Here is a 19,385-nt window from a genome sequence, read left to right as displayed (position 1 = left end):
CAAGCCTGGCATAATTCTAAACTGGACGGTATAGTCCAAATCCATGCGAGCTTCCCCTCCCCCTTCGGCCGCGGATCTGCGCCGTGCCCGCGTCCACCAAGCGGTGCGCGACCTGATGGCCGAGCAGGGTTTTCGCATCAGCATGGACACCGTTGCCGCGCGTGCCGGCTGTTCCAAACAGACGCTCTATGCGCACTTCGGCAGCAAGCAGGCATTGCTGCGCAGCGTGATCGCCGAACACCAGGATCTGGCGACCGTGCCGCTGTCGCCGGTCGTGGAAGATCCTCGCGCCGCGCTGTTGGCCTTCGCCATCGAACACCTCAGGCACCTCTGCGATCCGACCGTTGTGGCCGCCGGCCGTCTGCTGACGGCGGAAGCGCACCAATTTCCCAATGAAGCACGCGATCTCTTCCATCAGGCCTGCGATACTCTGGTCCGGCGCCTCGCCACTTGGCTGCAGCATGCGATGGACCAGGGCCGGCTGAGGCATGACGATCCGCACCACGCCGCGGAGTTGCTGCTCAGCATGATCCTGGGAATGGACTTCGATCGTCAGCGCTTCGGTGTCCCCCACCGCGCAAGCGACCGCGCGCGCCGCCGGTGGGCCGAGTTTGCGGTGGACACCTTCCTGCGGGCCTTCGCCCCCGTGCCGGACACGCCCGATTCCGCACGTTCCGACGCCCCCGCGGGGCGCCGCATCCGCTCACCGCACCCCCTCCCCACGTCTCCAAGAAAAAGAAACGGAGCTTCCCCATGACGTCCCCCGTCCGTTCCCTCGTCCTGGCCAGCGCCCTGCTCGCGGCCCTCGCCGCCTGCAGCAAGCCCGAACAACAGCAGATGCCCCCGCCGGAGGTGGTGGTGTTGAGCGCCACGCCGCAGAACGTACCCCTGCAGCGCGACCTGGTCGGCCGGCTGTCGCCGTTTCGCAGCTCCGATGTGCGCGCCCGCGTGGCCGGCGTCGTGCAGAAGCGCGTCTACCAGGAAGGCAGCGACGTGAAGGAAGGCCAAGTGCTGTTCCTGATCGACCCGGCACCGCTGCAGGCGTCGCTGAGTGCGGCGCAGGCCAATCTGGCTTCGGCGCAGGCCACGTATGCCAACGCCAAGGTGTCGGCCGACCGCGCCCGCCAGCTGGCGCCGCAGAAGTTCGTCTCCAAGTCCGACCTCGACAACGCCGAAGCCGCCGAGCGCAGCGCCGCCGCCGCCGTGCAGCAGGCCCGCGCCAACGTCGAGACCGCCCGCATCAACCTGGGCTATGCCAGCGTGACCGCGCCGATCTCCGGCCGTGCCGGCAAGCAGCAGGTCACCGAAGGCGCGCTGGTCGGCCAGGGCGACGCCACCCTGCTGACCACGATCGACCAGATCGATCCGCTGTACGCCAACTTCTCGATGAGCTCCAGCGAGATGCAGTCCATCCAGCAGGCGCAGGGCGAAGGCAAGGTCGAACTGGCCGGCGCCGGCCAGCGCACGGTGCAGATCGTGTTGCCGAACGGCCAGGTCATCGACCAGACCGGCACGCTGGACTTCTCCGACACCGTGGTCGATCCGGCCACCGGCAGCGTGTCGTTGCGCGCGACCGTGCCGAACCCGAGCCGCACGCTGCTGCCCGGCACCTTCGTCACCCTGCGTGCGACGCTTGGCGAGCAGAAGGGCGCGTTCCTGATCCCGCAAGGTGCGATCCAGCGCGACACCGCCAGCGCCTACGCGATGGTGATCGGCAAGGACGGCAACGTCGTGCGCAAGAACGTCACCACGCAGCAAGCCGTGGGGGCCAACTGGCTGATCACCGACGGCCTGGCGGCCGGCGACCAGGTCATCGTCGAGGGGTTGCAGAAGGTCAAGGAAGGCGCGCCCGCGAAGGGCATCACCGCCGAACAGGCCGCCGCCGCCAAGGCCGCGCAGGCCAAGCAGGCGCCCGCACAAGGCAAGGCCGAGTAAGAAGGACCCGCCCCCATGCCCAAGTTCTTCATCAACCACCCGGTCTTCGCCTGGGTTGTGTCGATCCTGATCTCGCTCGCCGGCGTGATCTCGATCCTCAACCTCGGCGTGGAGTCCTATCCGTCCATCGCGCCGCCGCAGGTCGTCGTCAACGCGACCTACCCCGGCGCCAGCGCCGAAACCACCGAACGCTCGGTCACCCAGGTGATCGAGCAGCAGCTGACCGGCATCGACAACCTGCTGTACTTCAGTTCCACCTCGAGCTCGTCGGGTCAGGCGTCGATCACGCTGACGTTCCAGACCGGCACCGACCCGGATATCGCCCAGGTCCAGGTGCAGAACAAGGTCTCGCTGGCCACGCCGCGCCTGCCCAGTGAAGTGACCGCCCAAGGCGTCGTCGTAGCCAAGGCCAATGCCGGCTTCCTGATGGTGGTCGGCCTGCAATCCGAAAACCCGAGCATCGACCGCAATCGCCTGAACGACATCGTCGCTTCGCGCGTGCTCGATCAGATCGCCCGCGTGCCCGGCGTCGGCAGCACCCAGCACTTCGGTTCCGAGTACGCCATGAACCTGTGGCTGGACCCGGGCAAGCTGCAGGGCTACAACCTGTCGGCGACGGAGGTGCTCACCGCCGTGCGCGGCCAGAACGTGCAGTTCGCCGCCGGCTCGGTGGGTTCGGACCCGGCGCCTGAAGGCCAAGCCTTCACGGCGACCGTGTCCGCCGAGGGCCGCTTCACCTCGCCCGAGCAGTTCGAGCAGATCATCCTGCGCGCGAACAACGACGGCTCCACCGTGCGCTTGAAGGATGTGGCCCGCGTCGAGTTCGGCGCGCAGAACTTCGGCTTCGATACCCAGTTCAACGGCAAGCCGGTCGGCGCATTCGCCATCCAGCTGCTGCCGGGCGCCAACGCGCTGAACGTGGCCGAGGCCGTGCGCGCCAAGATGGACGAGCTGCAGCCCAGCTTCCCGCAGGGCGTCACCTGGTTCTCCCCGTACGACACCACCACGTTCGTGAAGATCTCGATCGAGGAAGTGGTCAAGACGCTGATCGAAGCGGTGATCCTGGTGTTCCTGGTGATGCTGGTGTTCCTGCAGAACTTCCGCGCCACGATCATCCCCACCCTGGTAATCCCGGTCGCCCTGCTGGGCACGTTCTGGGGCCTGAGCGTCATCGGCTTCACCATCAACCAGCTGACGATGTTCGCGCTGGTGCTGGCCATCGGCATCGTGGTCGACGACGCGATCGTGGTGATCGAGAACGTCGAGCGCATCATGGCCGAGGAGAAGCTGCCGCCGCGCGAGGCCACCATCAAGGCGATGGGCCAGATCACCGGCGCGGTGATCGCAATCACGGTGGTGCTGGCGGCGGTGTTCATCCCGTCGGCGCTGCAGGGCGGCGCCTCGGGCGAGATCTACAAGCAGTTCGCGCTGACCATCGCCATCTCGATGGCCTTCTCGGCGTTCCTGGCGCTGGGCTTCACACCCGCGTTGTGCGCGACCTTCCTCAAGCAGCACGAGCACGACAGCCACGAGAAGAAGAACATCGTCTTCCGCACGTTCGAGAAGTACTACGGCAAGATCGAGAGAACCTACGTGGGCCACATCGGCGCGGCGATCAAGCATGCGCCGCGCTGGATGGTGGTGTTCGCGCTGTTGACGGTGCTGGCTGGTTTCCTGTTCACCAGGCTGCCGAGCAGTTTCGTGCCGGAGGAAGACCAGGGCTACGCGTTGGCCATCGTCCAGTTGCCGCCGGGCAACTCGTTGCAGAAGACCAAGCAGGTCTTCAACCAGGTGCGCGGCACGCTGCAGCAGATGGACGGCTTCGACGGCGTGATGGAAGTGGCGGGCTTCAGCTTCCTCGGCCGCGGCGAAAACGTCGGCATGGCCTTCATCCGCCTGAAGCCCTGGGACGAACGCGACGTGACGGTGCCTGAATTCATCCAGCAGGCCAACCAGCGCTTCTACGGCATCAAGGGGGCGCAGATCTTCGTGGTGAACCTGCCGACGATCCAGGGCCTGGGCCAGTTCGGCGGCTTCGACATGTGGCTGCAGGACCGCGCCGGCCTGGGCCAGGACGCCCTGATGTCCGCGCGCAACCAGCTGCTCGGTGCCGCCTCGCAGGACAAGAGCCTGATGGCGGTACGCCCGAATACGCTGGAGAACGCGCCGCAGCTGCAACTGCACGTGGACCGCGTGCAGGCGCAGGCGATGGGCCTGTCGGTCAGCGACATCTACAACGGCATCCAGCTCATGCTGGCGCCGGTGTATGTCAACGATTTCTTCTACGAGGGCCGCATCAAGCGCGTAAACATGCGTGCCGACGCGCCCTATCGCACGGGGGCGGAATCGCTGGCCCGCATCTACACGCCCAGCAGCCAGCAAACCGACGCTTCCGGCGGCCGCGCGATGATCCCGCTGTCCAACGTGGTGCAGTCCGAATGGGCCTCGGTGCCGCCGGCGCTGTCGCGCTACAACGGCTATTCGGCGGTGAACATCAACGGTTCGGCCGCGCCGGGCAGCTCATCCGGTCAGGCGATGAGCACGATGGAGCACATCGTCACCGACCAGTTGCCGGCGGGCTTCGGCTATGACTGGAGCGGCATGTCCTATCAGGAGATCCTGGCCGGCAACAGCGCCACCCTGCTGATGGTGCTGTCCATCGTGGTGGTGTTCCTCTGCCTAGCGGCACTGTACGAAAGCTGGTCCATCCCGGTGGCCGTGCTGCTGGTGGTGCCGTTGGGCGCGCTGGGCGCGGTGCTGTTCACCATGTTGCGCCCCGGCCTGTCCAACGACCTGTTCTTCAAGATCGGCCTGATCACCATCATCGGCCTGGCCGCGAAGAACGCGATCCTGATCGTCGAGTTCGCGGTGATGGAGCGCAAGCAGGGCAAGACGCTGCGCGAGGCGGTGATCTCGGCGGCGCATCTGCGCTTCCGTCCGATCCTGATGACATCCTTCGCCTTCATCATGGGCGTGCTGCCGATGGCCATCTCCACCGGCGCAGGCGCCAATGCCCGCCACGCCATCGGCACCGGTGTCATCGGCGGCATGATGTTCGCCACCTTCCTGGGGTTGCTGCTGATCCCGGTGTTCTTCGTGTCGGTCCGCCGGATGCTGGGCGACAGGATGGACGAACCCTCGAAGGAATACCTGCTGGAGCGGGACAAGCCGGCCTCGCGCTGAACCGGCACGCCCTGCGACACGCCAGACGCCCCGCCCCGCCGGGGCGTCTGGCTTTCCGGCGATCGCGGGCACGATGGGCCGCATACTGTCCGCATGGGTGGCATCCGGGCCCGCTGCCGCTTCGTAATAAGCCGGTCCTACACTCCCCCTGACGTCCCGCACTTCTGGTGACTGTCTCAATTCGTGATAATCGACCGATTGATCCTGTCGATCGCGGCCCACGCCGCTCGTCGTCCAAACGACCTCCCTGACCTGCCGAAGACCTCCCCATGACACGGAAAGACCCTAACGCACGGAAAAAGCCCTCCACTACCAAACGCATGATCCTGATGCTCGTGGGAGTGGTGGTGATCTTCGGCGGCGTATTCGCCGTCAAGGCCATCATGGGCAAGGGCATGAACGACTTCTTCGATAACATGCCCCAACCCGCCTCCACGGTCACCGACTGGACGGCCAAGGAAGAGGAATGGGTCGACGCGCAGCAGGCGGTGGGCACGTTCGTGGCCATCAACGGCACGGATGTCACCACCGAAGCCGGCGGCGTCGTGCGCAGCCTTTCCATCGATGTGGGCAAGCCGGTCAAGGCCGGCACGGTGCTGGCCCAGCTCAACACCGCCAATGAACTGGCCGTGCTTAGGTCGCTGGAAGCCTCGGCGAAACTGGCCGCCGTGCAGCGCGACCGCTGGCAGGCCCTGGCGCGCGACAAGCTGGTTTCGCAGGCGGAAGCCGAAGAACGGTCCACCGTGGCGGCCACCTCGCTTGCACAGGTCGAGGCACAGCGGGCACTGATTGCGCAGAAGACCATCCGCGCGCCGTTCGACGGCGTACTCGGCATCCGCCAGGTCAACCTGGGCCAGTTCATCAACCCGGGCGATCCGATCGTCAGCCTGCAGGCGCTGGACCCGATCTACCTCGACTTCACCCTGCCCGAGCGCCAGGTGGGCCAAGTGCTGCCCGGCATGACCATCCGCGCCACCGTCGATGCGCTTCCGGGCCAGGTCTTCGAAGGCAAGGTCACCGCCGTCGAACCGCAGGTCGATGCCGCCACCCGCAACTTCAAGGTGCAGGCCACGCTCGACAACGGCGAATACAACCTCCGCCCGGGTGCGTTCGCGCACGTTGGCTTCGACACCGGCGACAGCCGCAAGGTCGTGGTGGTGCCGCAGACCGCGATCAGCTTCAACCCGTATGGCAACGCGGTGTACGTGATCCAGGAAGTGCAGCGTGCCGAAGGCGAGAAGGACATGCAGGGCAAGCCGCTGACCGGCAAAAAGCTGGTGGTGCGGCAGCGCTTCGTGAAGACCGGGGCCACCCGCGGCGACCTGATCGCCGTCACTGAGGGCCTGAAGCCCGGTGAACGCGTCGCGACCACCGGCCTGCTGAAGCTGCGCAACGACGCCGAGGTGGTGGTGAACAACAAGGTGCAGCCGGTGACCGAGGCCCAGCCGAAGCCCGAAAACCGCTGACGGAGCGCCGGCATGAAATTCACCGACATCTTCATCAACAAGCCGGTGCTGGCGATCGTCGTCAGCCTGTTCATCCTGCTGTTCGGCCTGCGTTCGTTCACCGAATTGAACGTGCGTCAGTACCCCGAACTGCGCAACGCCGTGGTCAACATCAGCACCGTTTACTACGGCGCCGATGCCGACCTGATCCAGGGCTTCATCACGACGCCGCTGGAGCGGGAAGTCGCAAGCGCCGAGGGTATCGAGTACCTCAGCTCGACCAGCTCCGCCGGTGTCAGCCAGATCCAGGCCTATATCCGCCTAGACCAGGACCCGAACGAAGCGCTCACCCAGATCGCCGCGAAGGTCAACAAGATGCGCGGCCAGCTGCCACCCGAGTCGGAAGACCCGGTGATCGACCTGCAGCAGGGCCAGCAGATCGCGGCGATGTACGTGTCCTTCGCCAGTGAAACCTTGGACAACAACCAGATCACCGACTACCTGACCCGTGTGGTCCAGCCCAAGCTGGTCACCGTGTCGGGCGTGCAGCGCGCCGACATCCTCGGCGCCGGCACGTTCGCCATGCGCGTCTGGCTGAAGCCGGACCGCATGACGGCGCTGCAGGTGACCGCCAGCGATGTGTCCACGGCCCTGTCCTCGAATAACGTGCTTGCCGCGGTGGGCTCGACCAAGGGCCAGATGGTCGCCATCGACATGACGGCCCGCACCGACCTGCGCAATGCCGACGAGTTCCGCCAGCTGATCATCCGCGAACAGAACGGCGCCATCGTCCGCCTCGGCGACGTGGCCGACGTGCAACTGGGCTCGGAGAGCTACGGCACCTCGGTCCGCATCAACGGCGAAGCCGCGACGTTCATGGGCATCTTCGTGTCGCCCGACGCGAATTCGCTGGACGTCATCAAGAACGTGCGCACACTGTGGGACAACGAAATCGTGCCGCAGCTGCCCGAGGGCATCAAGGCGACCATCCCCTACGACAGCACCGAGCAGATCCAGGACGCGATCGACGAAGTCGTCAGCACGATCGTGGAGGCGGTGATCATCGTCATCGTGGTGATCTTCCTGTTCCTGGGCTCGCTGCGCAGCGTGCTGATCCCGGCAGTGACGGTGCCCCTGTCCCTGGTGGGCTCGCTGTTCCTGATGCTGTTGATGGGCTTTACCATCAACCTGCTGACGCTGCTGGCGATGGTGCTGGCGATCGGCATCGTGGTCGACGACGCGATCATCGTGCTGGAGAACATCCACCGCCACATCGAGGAAGGCATGTCGCCCTACGATGCGGCGATCAAGGGTGCACGCGAACTGGCCTGGCCGGTCGTAGCGATGACGACCACGCTGGTGGCGGTGTACCTACCCATCGGCTTCCAGGGCGGCCTGACCGGCGTGCTGTTCACCGAGTTCGCCTTCACCCTCGCCGGCTCGGTGCTGCTATCCGGCGTGATCGCGCTGACGCTGAGCCCGATGATGTGCGCCAAGATGCTCAAGCCGCACAGCGAGGGCGGCAAGGGCAAGCTGGAGAAGTGGCTGGATGCGCGCTTCGACAGGCTCAACGCCGGCTACCAGCGGCGCCTGCACGGCACGCTGGAGACCAAATCGGTGATCGGTGTGCTCGGCGTGCTGGTGCTGGTGTCGTGCGTGTTCCTGTACATCACCGCGCCGAAGGAGCCCGCGCCGCTGGAAGACGAGGGCTTCATCTTCTCGGTCGCCAGCGCGGACCCCTACTCCACCCTGGACTACGTGGAGCGCTACACCGAGGAAGTCACCTCGATCGCCAAGGGCGTGCCGGAAGTGCAGGACTACTTCCTGTTCAACGGCGGCTTCGGCGGCAGCGGCGGCGGCGCCAGCCCGATGGCGATGGCCGGCTTCGTGCTGAAGCCCTGGAGCGAACGCGAGCGTTCGACGAACGCGGTGCTGCAGCAGGAGCTGCAGCCGAAGATGAGCCAGGTCAGCGGCCTGAATATCTTCGCCCTGGTGCCGCCCTCGCTCCCGAGTGCGGGCGGCGACGGCGGCGGTGGTGAGTTCGTCATCGGCGGCGTCGGCGAACTGAGCCAGCTCGCTGAACTCGCCGACCAGATCCTGATGAAGGCGATGGAGAGCAAGCGCTTCATCTTCCTCGACAAGGATCTGAAGATCGACAAGCCGCGCATCGAGGTCAACATCGACCGCGACAAGGCCGCCAGCTTGGGCATCGACATGCGTACGCTGGCGGCGGACATGGCGGCGATGCTGTCCGGCGGCTACACCAACCGCTTCGCGATGCAGAACCGCTCGTACCTGGTGATCCCGCAGGTGCAGCGCAGCGACCGCCTGAACGCCAGCGACCTGGAGAACTACTACACGCGCACGCGCGACGGCGAGCTGATCCCGCTGTCCACCATCGTGACGCTGAAGGAAAGCGCGCAGCCGCAGTCGCTCAAGCGCTTCCAGCAGCTCAACGCGGTGTCCATCACCTTCGCCCCCCGCCCTGGCGTGAGCAAGGGTGAGGCGCTGGCCATCCTCGACCAGGCGGCCAAGGAGATCCTGCCGCAGGGCTATTCGGTGGATTACGCGGGCGAGTCGCGCCAGTTCAAACAGGAAGGCGCCGCGATGCTGGTGACGCTGGCGCTGGCGCTGATCGTCATCTTCCTGGTGCTGTCGGCGCAGTTCGAGAGCTTCCGCGATGCGTTGATCATGCTGCTCACCGTGCCGATGGCGATCTGCGGCGCGCTGCTGACGCTCAACGTCCTGGCCTTGCTCAGCGGCATCCTGGGGTTCATGCAGATCGAAGCTTTCCCCGGCATGAGCATCAACATCTACACCCAAGTAGGGTTGGTGACACTGGTCGGTGTGATCTCCAAGCACGGCATCCTGATCGTTGAATTCGCCAACAAGCTGCAGGTCGAGCGCGGCCTGTCGAAGCGGGAAGCCATCGAGGAAGCCGCGGCCATCCGCCTGCGCCCGGTGCTGATGACCACCGCGGCGTTGGTGTTCGCGATGATCCCGCTGCTGATCGCCAGCGGCCCTGGCGCAGCCTCGCGCTTCTCCATGGGCGTGGTGATCGCCTCAGGCATGACCATCGGCACGATGTTCACCCTGTTCGTGCTGCCGGCGTTCTACCTGTACCTGGCTCGCGACCATGCGCACGACCGTGATCGCGAACCGGCACGCGACGCCGATGACGCGTTGCCGGCAGAACCCGCCAGCGGCCACTGAGCTGTTCGCAAGCGGAAGGAAAAGCCCCGGTCATGCCGGGGCTTTTTTCATGCGCCTACTTCGGCGCATTGGCCGCCGGCGCCACATAAGCCCTGCGCGCGGCGCGGACTTCGTCGTGGTGATCCGATGCCCACTGCGCCAGCATCTCCACGCGCTCGAAGAACGATTCGCCGAGCTTCGTCAGCGCATAGTCGACCCGCGGCGGTACCGTCGGGAAGACCGCACGACTGACCAGGCCATCCTGCTCCAAGTGCCGCAGCGTCTGCGCGAGCATGCGCGGCGAGATGTCGGCGACGCGCTTGCGGATCTCGGAGAAGCGCAGCGTTCCCATCGCCAACTCGTGCAGGACGAGTACCGTCCAGCGATCGCCGAGGCGGTCCAGGACGTCGCGGATCGGGCAGTTTTCCACGAGGATCAGGGATTGGCGGTGCAGGGTCATGCTCGGGCTCCGGCATCGGTTACCGCGCGGTAACCGGGTTACTTCCAACGCCCTGCTTGTGGGCGCGAAAGCCATTACTACCATAGGGTAACCAATGTCCTTTCCGTTACCAAGCCAAGGAGTTCCCATGTCCGCCCCCACCCTGCTCGTCACCGGCGCCTCCGGCCACCTCGGCCGCGCCGTTGTGCGCCATTTGCTGGACACCCTCCACGTCCCGCCAGCCCGCATCATCGCCACCAGCCGGAAACCTGATGCACTAGCCGACCTCGCCGCGCAAGGCGTGACCGTGCGCGCTGCCGACTTCGACCAGCCCGGCACGCTGGCCGATGCGTTCCGTGGTGCCGACCGCCTTCTGCTGGTGAGCACTGACGCCTTGCTGGAGCCGGGCAAGCGCCTGGTGCAGCACCGCGCCGCGGTCCAGGCCGCGGCCGAGGCCGGCGTGAAGCACGTCGTTTACACCTCACTCCCCTCGCCCGCCACGTCGCATGTGTCGTTCGCGCCCGATCATCTCGGCACCGAGCAGGCGCTAGCCGCGTCCGGCCTCGGTTGGACCTTCCTGCGCAATGCCTGGTATGCCGAGAACCTGGCCTACACGCTGCCGTCGGCGTTGGCCTCCGGCGAGTGGGTCACGGCTGCGGGCGAAGGCGGCATCGCCTACATCGTCCGTGACGACCTGGCCCGTGCCGCTGCCGTCGCCCTGGCAGCCGACAGCAGCGACAACCGTATCTTCACGCTGACCGGCACACAGGCGTTGACCGCACGCGATATCGCCACCAAGGTCGCCGCCGCGACCGGAAAGCCGTTAGCCGTAGTCGGCGTGACGCCCGAGCAGTTGGCCGACGGGCTGCGCGGGCATGGCTTCCCGCCGGTGCTGGCGGATGTTTTCACTTCGTTCGACGTCGCGACTGCCACGGGCGACCTGGGCGAAGTGACGGACGACTTCACCGCGCTGACCGGCGATGCGCCGTCAACGTTCGACGCTTGGCTGCCCGGGCATCTCGCGCTGCTGACGACCCCGCACTGATCGCACAAACAAGAACCCCGGCCGAAGCCGGGGTTCTCTGTGTTGCTCTGAGGAACGCCTCAGGCCTGCTTGGCCTTTTCCTTCGCGATCCACTGGTCCACGCGACGCTCCAGCAACGTCAGCGGCAGTGCGCCGCCACCCAGCACGGTGTCGTGGAAGCCCTTGATGTCGAACTTGTCGCCCAGCTCGGCCTCGGCCTTCTTGCGCAGGTCCTGGATCTTGATCATGCCGACCTTATAGGCGGTCGCCTGGCCCGGCATGATCAGGTAGCGCTTCACTTCCGACTCGATCGCCGCGCGCGGCACAGCGCTGTTGGCGTCGAAGTACTCCACGGCCTGCTCTTCGGTCCAGCCCTTGGCATGCAGGCCGGTGTCGACCACCAGGCGGATCGCGCGCCACATCTCCGAGCTCAGGCGGCCGAATTCGGAATACGGATCCTGGTAGGTACCCGGCATTTCCTTCGCCAGCCATTCCGCGTACAGGCCCCAGCCTTCCGCGTACGCGGTGACGCCGTACTGGGTGCGGAACTTCGGCACGCCCGTCAGCTCCTGCGCGATGGAGATCTGCATGTGGTGGCCGGGAATGCCCTCGTGGTACGCGATGACTTCCAGCTCCGGCTTCGGCATCGCGTTCATGTCGGACAGGTGCGCGTAGTACACGCCCGGGCGCGAACCGTCCGGCGTGCCAGGGTAATAGTGCTGCGCGGCACCGTCCTGCTCACGGAAGGCTTCGACGCGCTTCACGACGAGATCGGCCTTCGGCTTCAGGCCGAAGTACTCGGGCAGCACCTTCTTGATGTTATCGATCGCGCGCGTGGCGTCGTCGATGTAAGCCTGGCGGCCGGCATCGGTGTTCGGGTACTTGAACTGCTTGTCGCTGTCGATGAAAGCGAAGAAGGCATCCAGGTCACCCTTGAAGCCGACCTTGTCCTTCAGCGCGGTCATCTCGCCCTTGATGCGCTCCACTTCCTTCAGGCCGAGCGCATGGATCTCGTCGGCGGTCATGCCGGTGGTGGTCATCTGGCGCAGCTGGTACTCGTAGTACGCCTTGCCGTTCGGATGGGTACCGCCCACGCCCGTGGCGTTCACCGCGGCCTTCGGCAGCTCTTCCTCGCTCCACGCGATCACGCGGTCATACGCCGGCTTGAACTGCTCCAGCAGCGCCTTGCGGGCTTCTTCCTTCAGCGCGGCGGCGCGGGCGGCGTCGATCTTGCCCGCCTTCACCAGCCCGTCGGCCTTGGCCTGCGCATCGGCCCAGATGGCCGCGTCCTTACCGGCCGAGAACGGCGCACCGGTGATGACCTTCTTCGCCTGGTCGATGACGCCTTCGTACGCGAACTTGGGCGGACGGATGCCCTGCCCGGCCGAGGCGCGAGCACGCTCCAGCAACTGGTCGAACGCGCGGCCGGTGGCCGTGATGCGCGCAACGTAGGCGGTGTAGTCGGATTCCTCGTCGACCTTGTGGAAGCTGATCAGGAACGTCGGCCAGAAGCCCTGCGCGCCGTTCATCTGATCGAACGCGTACCCATCCACCATGAACGGCAGGCCGTCGCGGGCGTTCTCGTACTGCAGCTTCCACAGGTCGTAGGAGAGCTTCGCCTCGTCGTCGAGCTTGGCGTAGTCGAACGTCTTCTCCATTTCCTCGACGCTGGCCTTCTGCCACGCGACCTGGTCGCGCGTCGCTTTCTCTGACATGTCGTCGACCTGGTCGTACAGGTCCTTGCGGCCCTGGAACGTCAGCTGGATGGGGCTGAACTTCAGTTGCTCCTCGTACTTCTTGTCGAACCACTCGTTCAGCCGCTTGCTCTCGGCGGCGATGTCGGCAGCGGACGCTGCCGGAGCGGCCGCATCGGGAGTGGCGCCGGCAGCCGGGGCATTGCCCTTGTCGCAGGCGGCGAGGGCCAGGGTGAGGGCACAGACGATCAGGGTTTTGCGCATCGGGGTCTCCAGGAGGAAAACGGGGGACAGAACCCCGCATCAGGCCACTCTAGCGGACCGCCCGGCCTCCGGTCCCATGACCAAAGACGGGGGTCGCGTATGCACGTGTCCCAGAACGAAGAACGCCGCCCTGTGGCGGCGTCCTTTCCCCGACCGGACGAGACTTCAGCGCAGGCCGGTCTCGTTGCGGGCGATCACCAGGCGCTGGATCTCGCTGGTGCCTTCATAGATCTCGGTGATCTTCGCGTCGCGGAAGTAACGCTCGATCGGCATTTCCTTCGAATACCCCATCCCGCCGTGGATCTGCAGGGCCTGATGGGTGATCCACATGGCCGATTCGGAGGCGGTGAGCTTGGCGATGGCCGCTTCGTTGCTGAAACGCTGGCCCTGGCCCTTCACCCACGCCGCGCGCAATGTCAGCAGCGTGGCGGCGTCCAGCCTGCACTTCATGTCGGCGATCTTGGCCTGGGTCATCTGGAAGGTGCCGATCGGCGCACCGAAGGCCTTGCGCTCCTTCACGTACGCAATCGTCGCCTCGTAGGCCGCGCGCGCGATGCCGATGGCCTGGCTGGCGATGCCGATGCGGCCGGCATCCAGCACGCCCATCGCGATCTTGAAGCCCTCGCCTTCCTTGCCCAGCACGTCTTCCGGGCCCACCACGTAGTCGGTGAACTCGATCTCGCAGGTCGCCGACGCGCGGATGCCGAGCTTCGGTTCGGTCTTGCCGCGATGGAAGCCCGCCTTGGCGGTATCGATCAGGAACGCGGTGATCCCACGCGCACCCTTGTCCGGCTCGCTCATCGCGAACAGCACGATGTACTTGGCCACCGGGCCGGAGGTGATCCAGCTCTTCTTGCCGTTGACGACGAAGCTGCCGTCGGCCTGCTTCACGGCGCGGCAGCGCATCGCGGTGGCGTCGGAGCCGGACTGCGGCTCGGTCAGCGCGAACGCACCGATCTCGCGGCCTTCGGCGATGGCGCGCACGTATTTCTGCTTCTGCTCCTCCATACCGAAGGTCAGGATGCCGTTGCAGAACAGCGAGTTGTTGACCGACACGATGGTCGAATGGGCGGCGTCGCCGGCGGCGATCTCGATCATCGCCAGCACATAGGCGATCGGGTCCATGCCGGCGCCGCCGTACTCGGCCGGCACTTCGATGCCCATCAGGCCGTTCTCGCCGAGCAGGCGGATGTTCTCCAGCGGAAATTCACCCGTCTTGTCGTGGTGCTCGGCACTGGGGGCGATCTTCTCCTGGGCGATCCGGCGCGCGACGTCCTGGATCATCAACTGCTCTTCGTTAAACGCGAAATCCACGGCTACCCCTCGGCAAGCAAATTTTGAATACCAATTGTAACCCGCGACCATCCGCGGCCGTATGCCAAGGGTTGACCCAGCCCATGGCAGGCCGTCAAAATATCTCTATATCGCGATAGGAAGATATTTATGGATCTGGAAGCCTGGTCGACCCGGCTGAAGGTCTTTGCCGACGCCACCCGTGTCCGCCTGCTGGCCCTGCTGGCGCGGGAGGAGCTGACCGTGGCCGAACTGTCCGCCATCACCCAGCTGGCACAGCCGCGGGTCTCCACCCATTTGGCCAAGCTGAAGGAAGCGGGCCTGGTGCGGGACCGCCGCGCCGGGGTGTCGGCCTACTACCGTTTCGACGAGGACAACCTCGACACCGTCCAGCGCGAACTCTGGCGCAGCCTGCGCGACGGCAGCGACGACCCGCTGCTGCGCCAGGATGCCGAGCGCGTGGCCAGCGTGCTCGCCAACCGCGCCGCGGACCAGAACTGGGCCGACAGCGTGGCCGGCGATATGGAGCGCCACTACTCGCCGGGGCGCACCTGGGAAGCACTGGCGCGTACCGCCCTGCCCCTGCTGGAGACCGGCGACGTCCTCGACATCGCCTCCGGTGACGGCGTGCTGGCGGAACTGCTCTCACCGCACGCCAACCGCTACGTCTGCATCGATACCAGCGCCCGCGTGGTGGCGGCCGCCGGCGAGCGCCTTCGCCGTTTCCCCAACGTGGAAGTGCGCGAAGGGGATATGCATGCGCTGCCGTTCAAGGACGCCAGTTTCGACCTGGTCGTGCTGATGCATGCGCTCACCTACTCCACCAAGCCCGCGCAGGCCGTGTCGGAAGCGGCGCGCGTATTGCGCCGGGGCGGCCGCCTGCTGCTCAGCAGCCTGGGCAAGCATGAGCATCGTTCCGTGGTGGAAGCCTATGGCCACGTCAACCTGGGCTTCTCGGAAAAGGAACTGCGCAGGTTCGCCGAGAAGGCCGGGCTGGAGATCGCCAATGCCGAAACGGTCACCCGTGAACGCCGCCCGCCCCATTTCGAAGTGCTGTCGCTGACCGCCCAGAAGCCATGAAGACCCTTCCCTGGTTGCACCCCACCCGCGCCGCGCTGCTGCTCAAGGCCCTCGAAGAACGCATCCTGATCATCGACGGCGCCATGGGCACGATGATCCAGCGCCATGGCCTGCAGGAAGCCGACTATCGCGGCGAACGTTTCGCGAATGGCTGCGATGCGCATCACACGCACGAACACGGCCCGGGCTGCGACCACGACCTCAAGGGCAACAACGATCTGTTGCTGCTGACCAAGCCGGAGGTGATTGCCGGCGTGCATACCGCCTACCTGGAGGCCGGTGCCGACCTGGTCGAGACCAACACCTTCAACGCGACCTCGGTCAGCCAGGCCGATTACCACCTGGAACACCTGGTATACGAGCTCAACAAGGCCGGCGCCCACGTCGCGCGCGCATGCTGCGATGCCGCCGAGGCCAAGACGCCGGACAAGCCGCGCTTCGTCATCGGTGTGCTCGGCCCGACCAGCCGCACCGCTTCCATCAGCCCCGACGTCAATGACCCGGGCTTCCGCAACACCAGCTTCGACGAGCTGCGCCGCACCTACCGCGAGGCCATCGAAGGCCTGATCGACGGCGGCGCCGATACGCTGATGGTGGAAACGATCTTCGATACGCTCAACGCGAAGGCCGCCCTCTACGCGATCGAGGAAGTCTTCGATGCGCGCGGCGGCCGCCTGCCGGTCATGATCTCCGGCACCATCACCGACGCCTCGGGCCGTACGCTGTCGGGCCAGACCGCAGAGGCGTTCTACACCTCGGTCGCGCACAGCCGCCCATTGTCGGTCGGCCTGAATTGCGCGCTTGGCGCGAAGGACCTGCGCGAGCACGTCGATACCCTGGCCACGGTTGCCGATGCCTATGTCAGCGCGCATCCGAACGCCGGTCTGCCCAATGCCTTCGGCGAGTACGACGAGACGCCGGAAGAAATGGCCGCCACGCTGAAGGAATTCGCCCAGTCCGGCCTGCTCAACCTGGTGGGTGGCTGCTGCGGCACCACGCCCGCGCACATCAAGGCGATCGCCGAGGCCGTCGCCGGTGTGCCGCCGCGGCGCCTCGGTGCAGCGCTGGAGCAGGCCGCGTGAGCGCACCCGCCCGTCACACCCGCCTGTCGGGCCTGGAGCCGCTGGTCATCACGCCCGACCTGCTGTTCGTCAACGTCGGCGAACGCACCAACGTCACCGGCAGCGCGCAGTTCCGCAAGCTGATCAAGGAAGAACGCTACGAGGAAGCCGTCGAGGTCGCCCGCCAGCAGGTCGCCAACGGCGCCCAGATCCTCGACGTGAACATGGACGAAGGGCTGATCGACTCCGAGAAGGCGATGGTCCGCTTCCTCAACCTGATCGCCTCCGAACCCGACATCGCGCGCATCCCGGTGATGGTGGACTCGTCCAAGTGGAGCGTGATCGAGGCCGGCCTGAAGTGCCTCCAGGGCAAGGGTGTGGTCAACTCGATCTCGCTGAAGGAAGGCGAAGAAGCCTTCGTCGAACACGCCCGCAAGGTACTGCGCTACGGCGCGGCGGCGGTGGTCATGGCTTTCGACGAGACCGGCCAGGCGGACACCTGCGCGCGCAAGGTCGAGATCTGCACGCGCGCCTACCGTATCCTCACCGAAGAGGTAGGCTTCCCGCCGGAAGACATCATCTTCGACCCCAACATCTTCGCCGTCGCCACGGGCATCGAAGAGCACGACAACTACGCGGTGGACTTCATCGAGGCCACCCGCATCATCAAGCGGACGCTGCCGCACTGCCACGTGTCCGGTGGCGTCTCGAACGTGTCGTTCTCGTTCCGCGGCAACGAGCCGGTGCGCGCGGCCATCCACTCGGTGTTCCTGTACCACGCCATCCAGGCCGGCATGGACATGGGCATCGTCAATGCCGGCGGCCTGCCGGTCTACGACGATCTCGACGCCGAACTGCGCGAGCGCGTGGAGGATGTGATCCTCAACCGCCGCAAGGACGCCACCGAGCGATTGCTGGAGATCGCCGACCGCTACAAGGGCAAGAAGGGCGAAGCGCCGGTCGAGAACCTGGCCTGGCGCGAGAAACCGGTGCGCGAGCGCCTGGCGCATGCGCTGGTGCACGGCATCGACGCCTTCGTCGACGAGGACACCGAGGAGGCGCGCCAGCTGGCCGCGCGTCCGCTGGACGTCATCGAGGGCCCGCTGATGGACGGCATGAACGTGGTCGGCGACCTGTTCGGCGCCGGCAAGATGTTCCTGCCCCAGGTAGTGAAGTCCGCTCGCGTGATGAAGAAGGCGGTCGCCTACCTGCTGCCCTTCATCGAAGAAGAAAAGCTGCGTACCGGCGACGTCGGGAAATCCAACGGAAAGATCGTCATGGCCACGGTCAAGGGCGACGTGCACGACATCGGCAAGAACATCGTCGGCGTGGTCCTGGCCTGTAACAACTTCGACGTCGTCGACCTGGGCGTCATGGTGCCCACGCAGAAGATCCTGGACACCGCCCGCGCCGAGAACGCCGACCTGATCGGCCTGTCCGGCCTGATCACGCCGTCGCTGGAGGAGATGACCCATGTGGCGCGCGAAATGCAGCGCCAAGGCTTCGACACCCCATTGCTGATCGGTGGCGCCACCACGTCGCGCGCGCACACCGCGCTGAAGATCGACCCGCATTATCAGGCGCCGACCGTCTGGGTGAAGGATGCTTCGCGCGCCGTTGGCGTCGCCCAATCGCTGATCTCCCGCGACATGCGCGCCGCCTTCGTCGCCGCCAACGACGCCGACTACGCCGAGATCCGCGAGCGCCACAAGAACCGGGGCGACGCCAAGCGCCTGGTGTCGCTGGAGAAGGCACGCGCACAGAAGTTCGATGGCAGATGGGCCGACTATGCGCCGCCCGCGCCGCACCAGCCGGGGCTGCACGTATTCGACGACTACCCGCTGGATGAGCTGGTGGACTGCATCGACTGGACGCCGTTCTTCAACGCTTGGGAACTGTTCGGCAAATATCCGGCGATCCTGACCGACGAGGTTGTCGGCGCGCAGGCCAGCGAGTTGTACCGGGATGCGCGGGCGATGCTGGCGAAGATCATCGACGAGAAATGGCTGACGGCGAAGGCGGTATTCGGCCTGTGGCCGGCGAACAGCGTGGGCGACGACGTCGAACTGACGCACGAAGGCCGCACCGAGCGATTGCACTTCCTGCGCCAGCAAGTCGACAAGCCGGTGGAACGCCCTGATTTCTGCCTGGCCGATTTCATCGCGCCGAAGGATTCCGGCCGACAGGACTGGATCGGCATGTTCGCCGTCACTGCGGGCATCGGCATCGAGGCGCACGTGGCGCGCTTCGAGGCCGACCACGATGACTACAACGCGATCCTGCTGAAGGCGCTGGCCGACCGCCTGGCCGAAGCGTTGGCCGAACGGCTGCACCAGCGTGTGCGTACCGAGTTCTGGGGCTACGTCGCGGATGAAGCGCTCGACAACGACGCGCTGATCGCCGAGAAGTACGTCGGCATCCGGCCGGCGCCGGGTTACCCGGCCTGCCCCGAGCACAGCGAAAAGGGCACGCTGTTCCGCCTGCTCGATGCGGGCGCGAACGCGGGCATGTCGCTGACGGAGAGCTTCGCGATGCTGCCCACGGCTGCGGTGTCCGGCTACTACTTCAGCCACCCGCAGAGCCAGTATTTCGTCGTCGGACGCGTCTCCAAGGAACAGGTGGCCGACTATGCCCGGCGCAAGGGCGTGGACGTCGCCCAGGTCGAGCGCTGGCTGGCGTCGAACCTGGACTACGATCCCGACTGAGGCCGCGCTCCCGGCTAGAATGCGCCACCTCTCCTGTGGTCCTGCCGTGACGCCGCCTCTTCCACCCCGC

12 protein-coding genes are annotated in these 19,385 nt (G+C 66.0%); 9 read left to right on the top strand and 3 right to left on the bottom strand.

Annotated elements, in window-relative coordinates:
• Window positions 1–43: 43 nt before the first annotated feature.
• The 5 genes from AC23D6_RS08915 to AC23D6_RS08895 all read left to right on the top strand — a co-directional run bounded on the left by AC23D6_RS08915 (window position 44) and on the right by AC23D6_RS08895 (window position 9,776).
• Window positions 44–757: a TetR/AcrR family transcriptional regulator gene (locus tag AC23D6_RS08915; RefSeq protein ID WP_487752398.1), complete on the top strand. Its 714-nt coding sequence runs from the start codon at window positions 44–46 to the stop codon at window positions 755–757.
• Entirely contained in the window at window positions 754–1,935 is a 1,182-nt protein-coding gene (locus tag AC23D6_RS08910; RefSeq protein ID WP_487752397.1) for an efflux RND transporter periplasmic adaptor subunit, read from the top strand. The genes AC23D6_RS08915 and AC23D6_RS08910 overlap by 4 nt, the downstream gene beginning before the upstream one ends.
• Before the next feature lie 15 nt (window positions 1,936–1,950).
• Entirely contained in the window at window positions 1,951–5,118 is a 3,168-nt protein-coding gene (locus AC23D6_RS08905) for a multidrug efflux RND transporter permease subunit (RefSeq protein ID WP_487752396.1), read from the top strand.
• 320 nt (window positions 5,119–5,438) lie between these two features.
• Window positions 5,439–6,584: an efflux RND transporter periplasmic adaptor subunit gene (locus AC23D6_RS08900; protein ID WP_487752395.1), complete on the top strand. Its 1,146-nt coding sequence runs from the start codon at window positions 5,439–5,441 to the stop codon at window positions 6,582–6,584.
• 12 nt (window positions 6,585–6,596) lie between these two features.
• On the top strand, window positions 6,597–9,776 hold the full coding sequence (locus AC23D6_RS08895; RefSeq protein WP_487752394.1) for an efflux RND transporter permease subunit: 3,180 nt from the start codon (window positions 6,597–6,599) through the stop codon (window positions 9,774–9,776).
• A 55-nt stretch (window positions 9,777–9,831) separates the two neighbouring features.
• Here the strand turns inward: AC23D6_RS08895 and AC23D6_RS08890 are convergent, their stop codons facing one another.
• Entirely contained in the window at window positions 9,832–10,215 is a 384-nt protein-coding gene (locus AC23D6_RS08890) for a winged helix-turn-helix transcriptional regulator (protein WP_487752393.1), read from the bottom strand.
• Window positions 10,216–10,342: 127 nt separating this feature from the next.
• Here AC23D6_RS08890 and AC23D6_RS08885 point away from each other — a divergent pair, with 127 nt between their 5' ends.
• Entirely contained in the window at window positions 10,343–11,239 is an 897-nt protein-coding gene (locus tag AC23D6_RS08885) for an NmrA family NAD(P)-binding protein (protein ID WP_487752392.1), read from the top strand.
• 59 nt (window positions 11,240–11,298) lie between these two features.
• Here the strand turns inward: AC23D6_RS08885 and AC23D6_RS08880 are convergent, their stop codons facing one another.
• Window positions 11,299–13,176 (bottom strand): DUF885 domain-containing protein, encoded by a 1,878-nt coding sequence (locus tag AC23D6_RS08880; RefSeq protein WP_487752391.1) that lies wholly within the window; start codon window positions 13,174–13,176, stop codon window positions 11,299–11,301.
• A gap of 165 nt (window positions 13,177–13,341) precedes the next feature.
• The gene (locus AC23D6_RS08875) at window positions 13,342–14,541 is read right to left on the bottom strand and encodes an acyl-CoA dehydrogenase family protein (protein WP_487752390.1); all 1,200 of its coding nucleotides are present in this window, start codon (window positions 14,539–14,541) and stop codon (window positions 13,342–13,344) included.
• A gap of 78 nt (window positions 14,542–14,619) precedes the next feature.
• On the opposite strand from AC23D6_RS08875, the gene AC23D6_RS08870 reads away from it, so the two are divergent.
• Genes AC23D6_RS08870 through metH form a run of 3 tightly spaced genes read left to right on the top strand, consistent with a single transcriptional unit; the run spans window position 14,620 to window position 19,315 of the window.
• The gene (locus AC23D6_RS08870) at window positions 14,620–15,549 is read left to right on the top strand and encodes an ArsR/SmtB family transcription factor (RefSeq protein WP_487752389.1); all 930 of its coding nucleotides are present in this window, start codon (window positions 14,620–14,622) and stop codon (window positions 15,547–15,549) included.
• Window positions 15,546–16,631, top strand: a complete 1,086-nt coding sequence (locus tag AC23D6_RS08865) for a homocysteine S-methyltransferase family protein (protein WP_487752388.1) — start codon at window positions 15,546–15,548, stop codon at window positions 16,629–16,631. Before AC23D6_RS08870 ends, AC23D6_RS08865 begins: the two co-directional genes overlap by 4 nt.
• The gene (gene metH / locus AC23D6_RS08860) at window positions 16,628–19,315 is read left to right on the top strand and encodes a methionine synthase (RefSeq protein WP_487752387.1); all 2,688 of its coding nucleotides are present in this window, start codon (window positions 16,628–16,630) and stop codon (window positions 19,313–19,315) included. Before AC23D6_RS08865 ends, metH begins: the two co-directional genes overlap by 4 nt.
• Window positions 19,316–19,385 lie beyond the last annotated feature (70 nt).

The organism is Pseudoxanthomonas sp. G3 (genome assembly GCF_057654715.1).
This window is presented reverse-complemented; position numbering and strand designations above follow the sequence as displayed.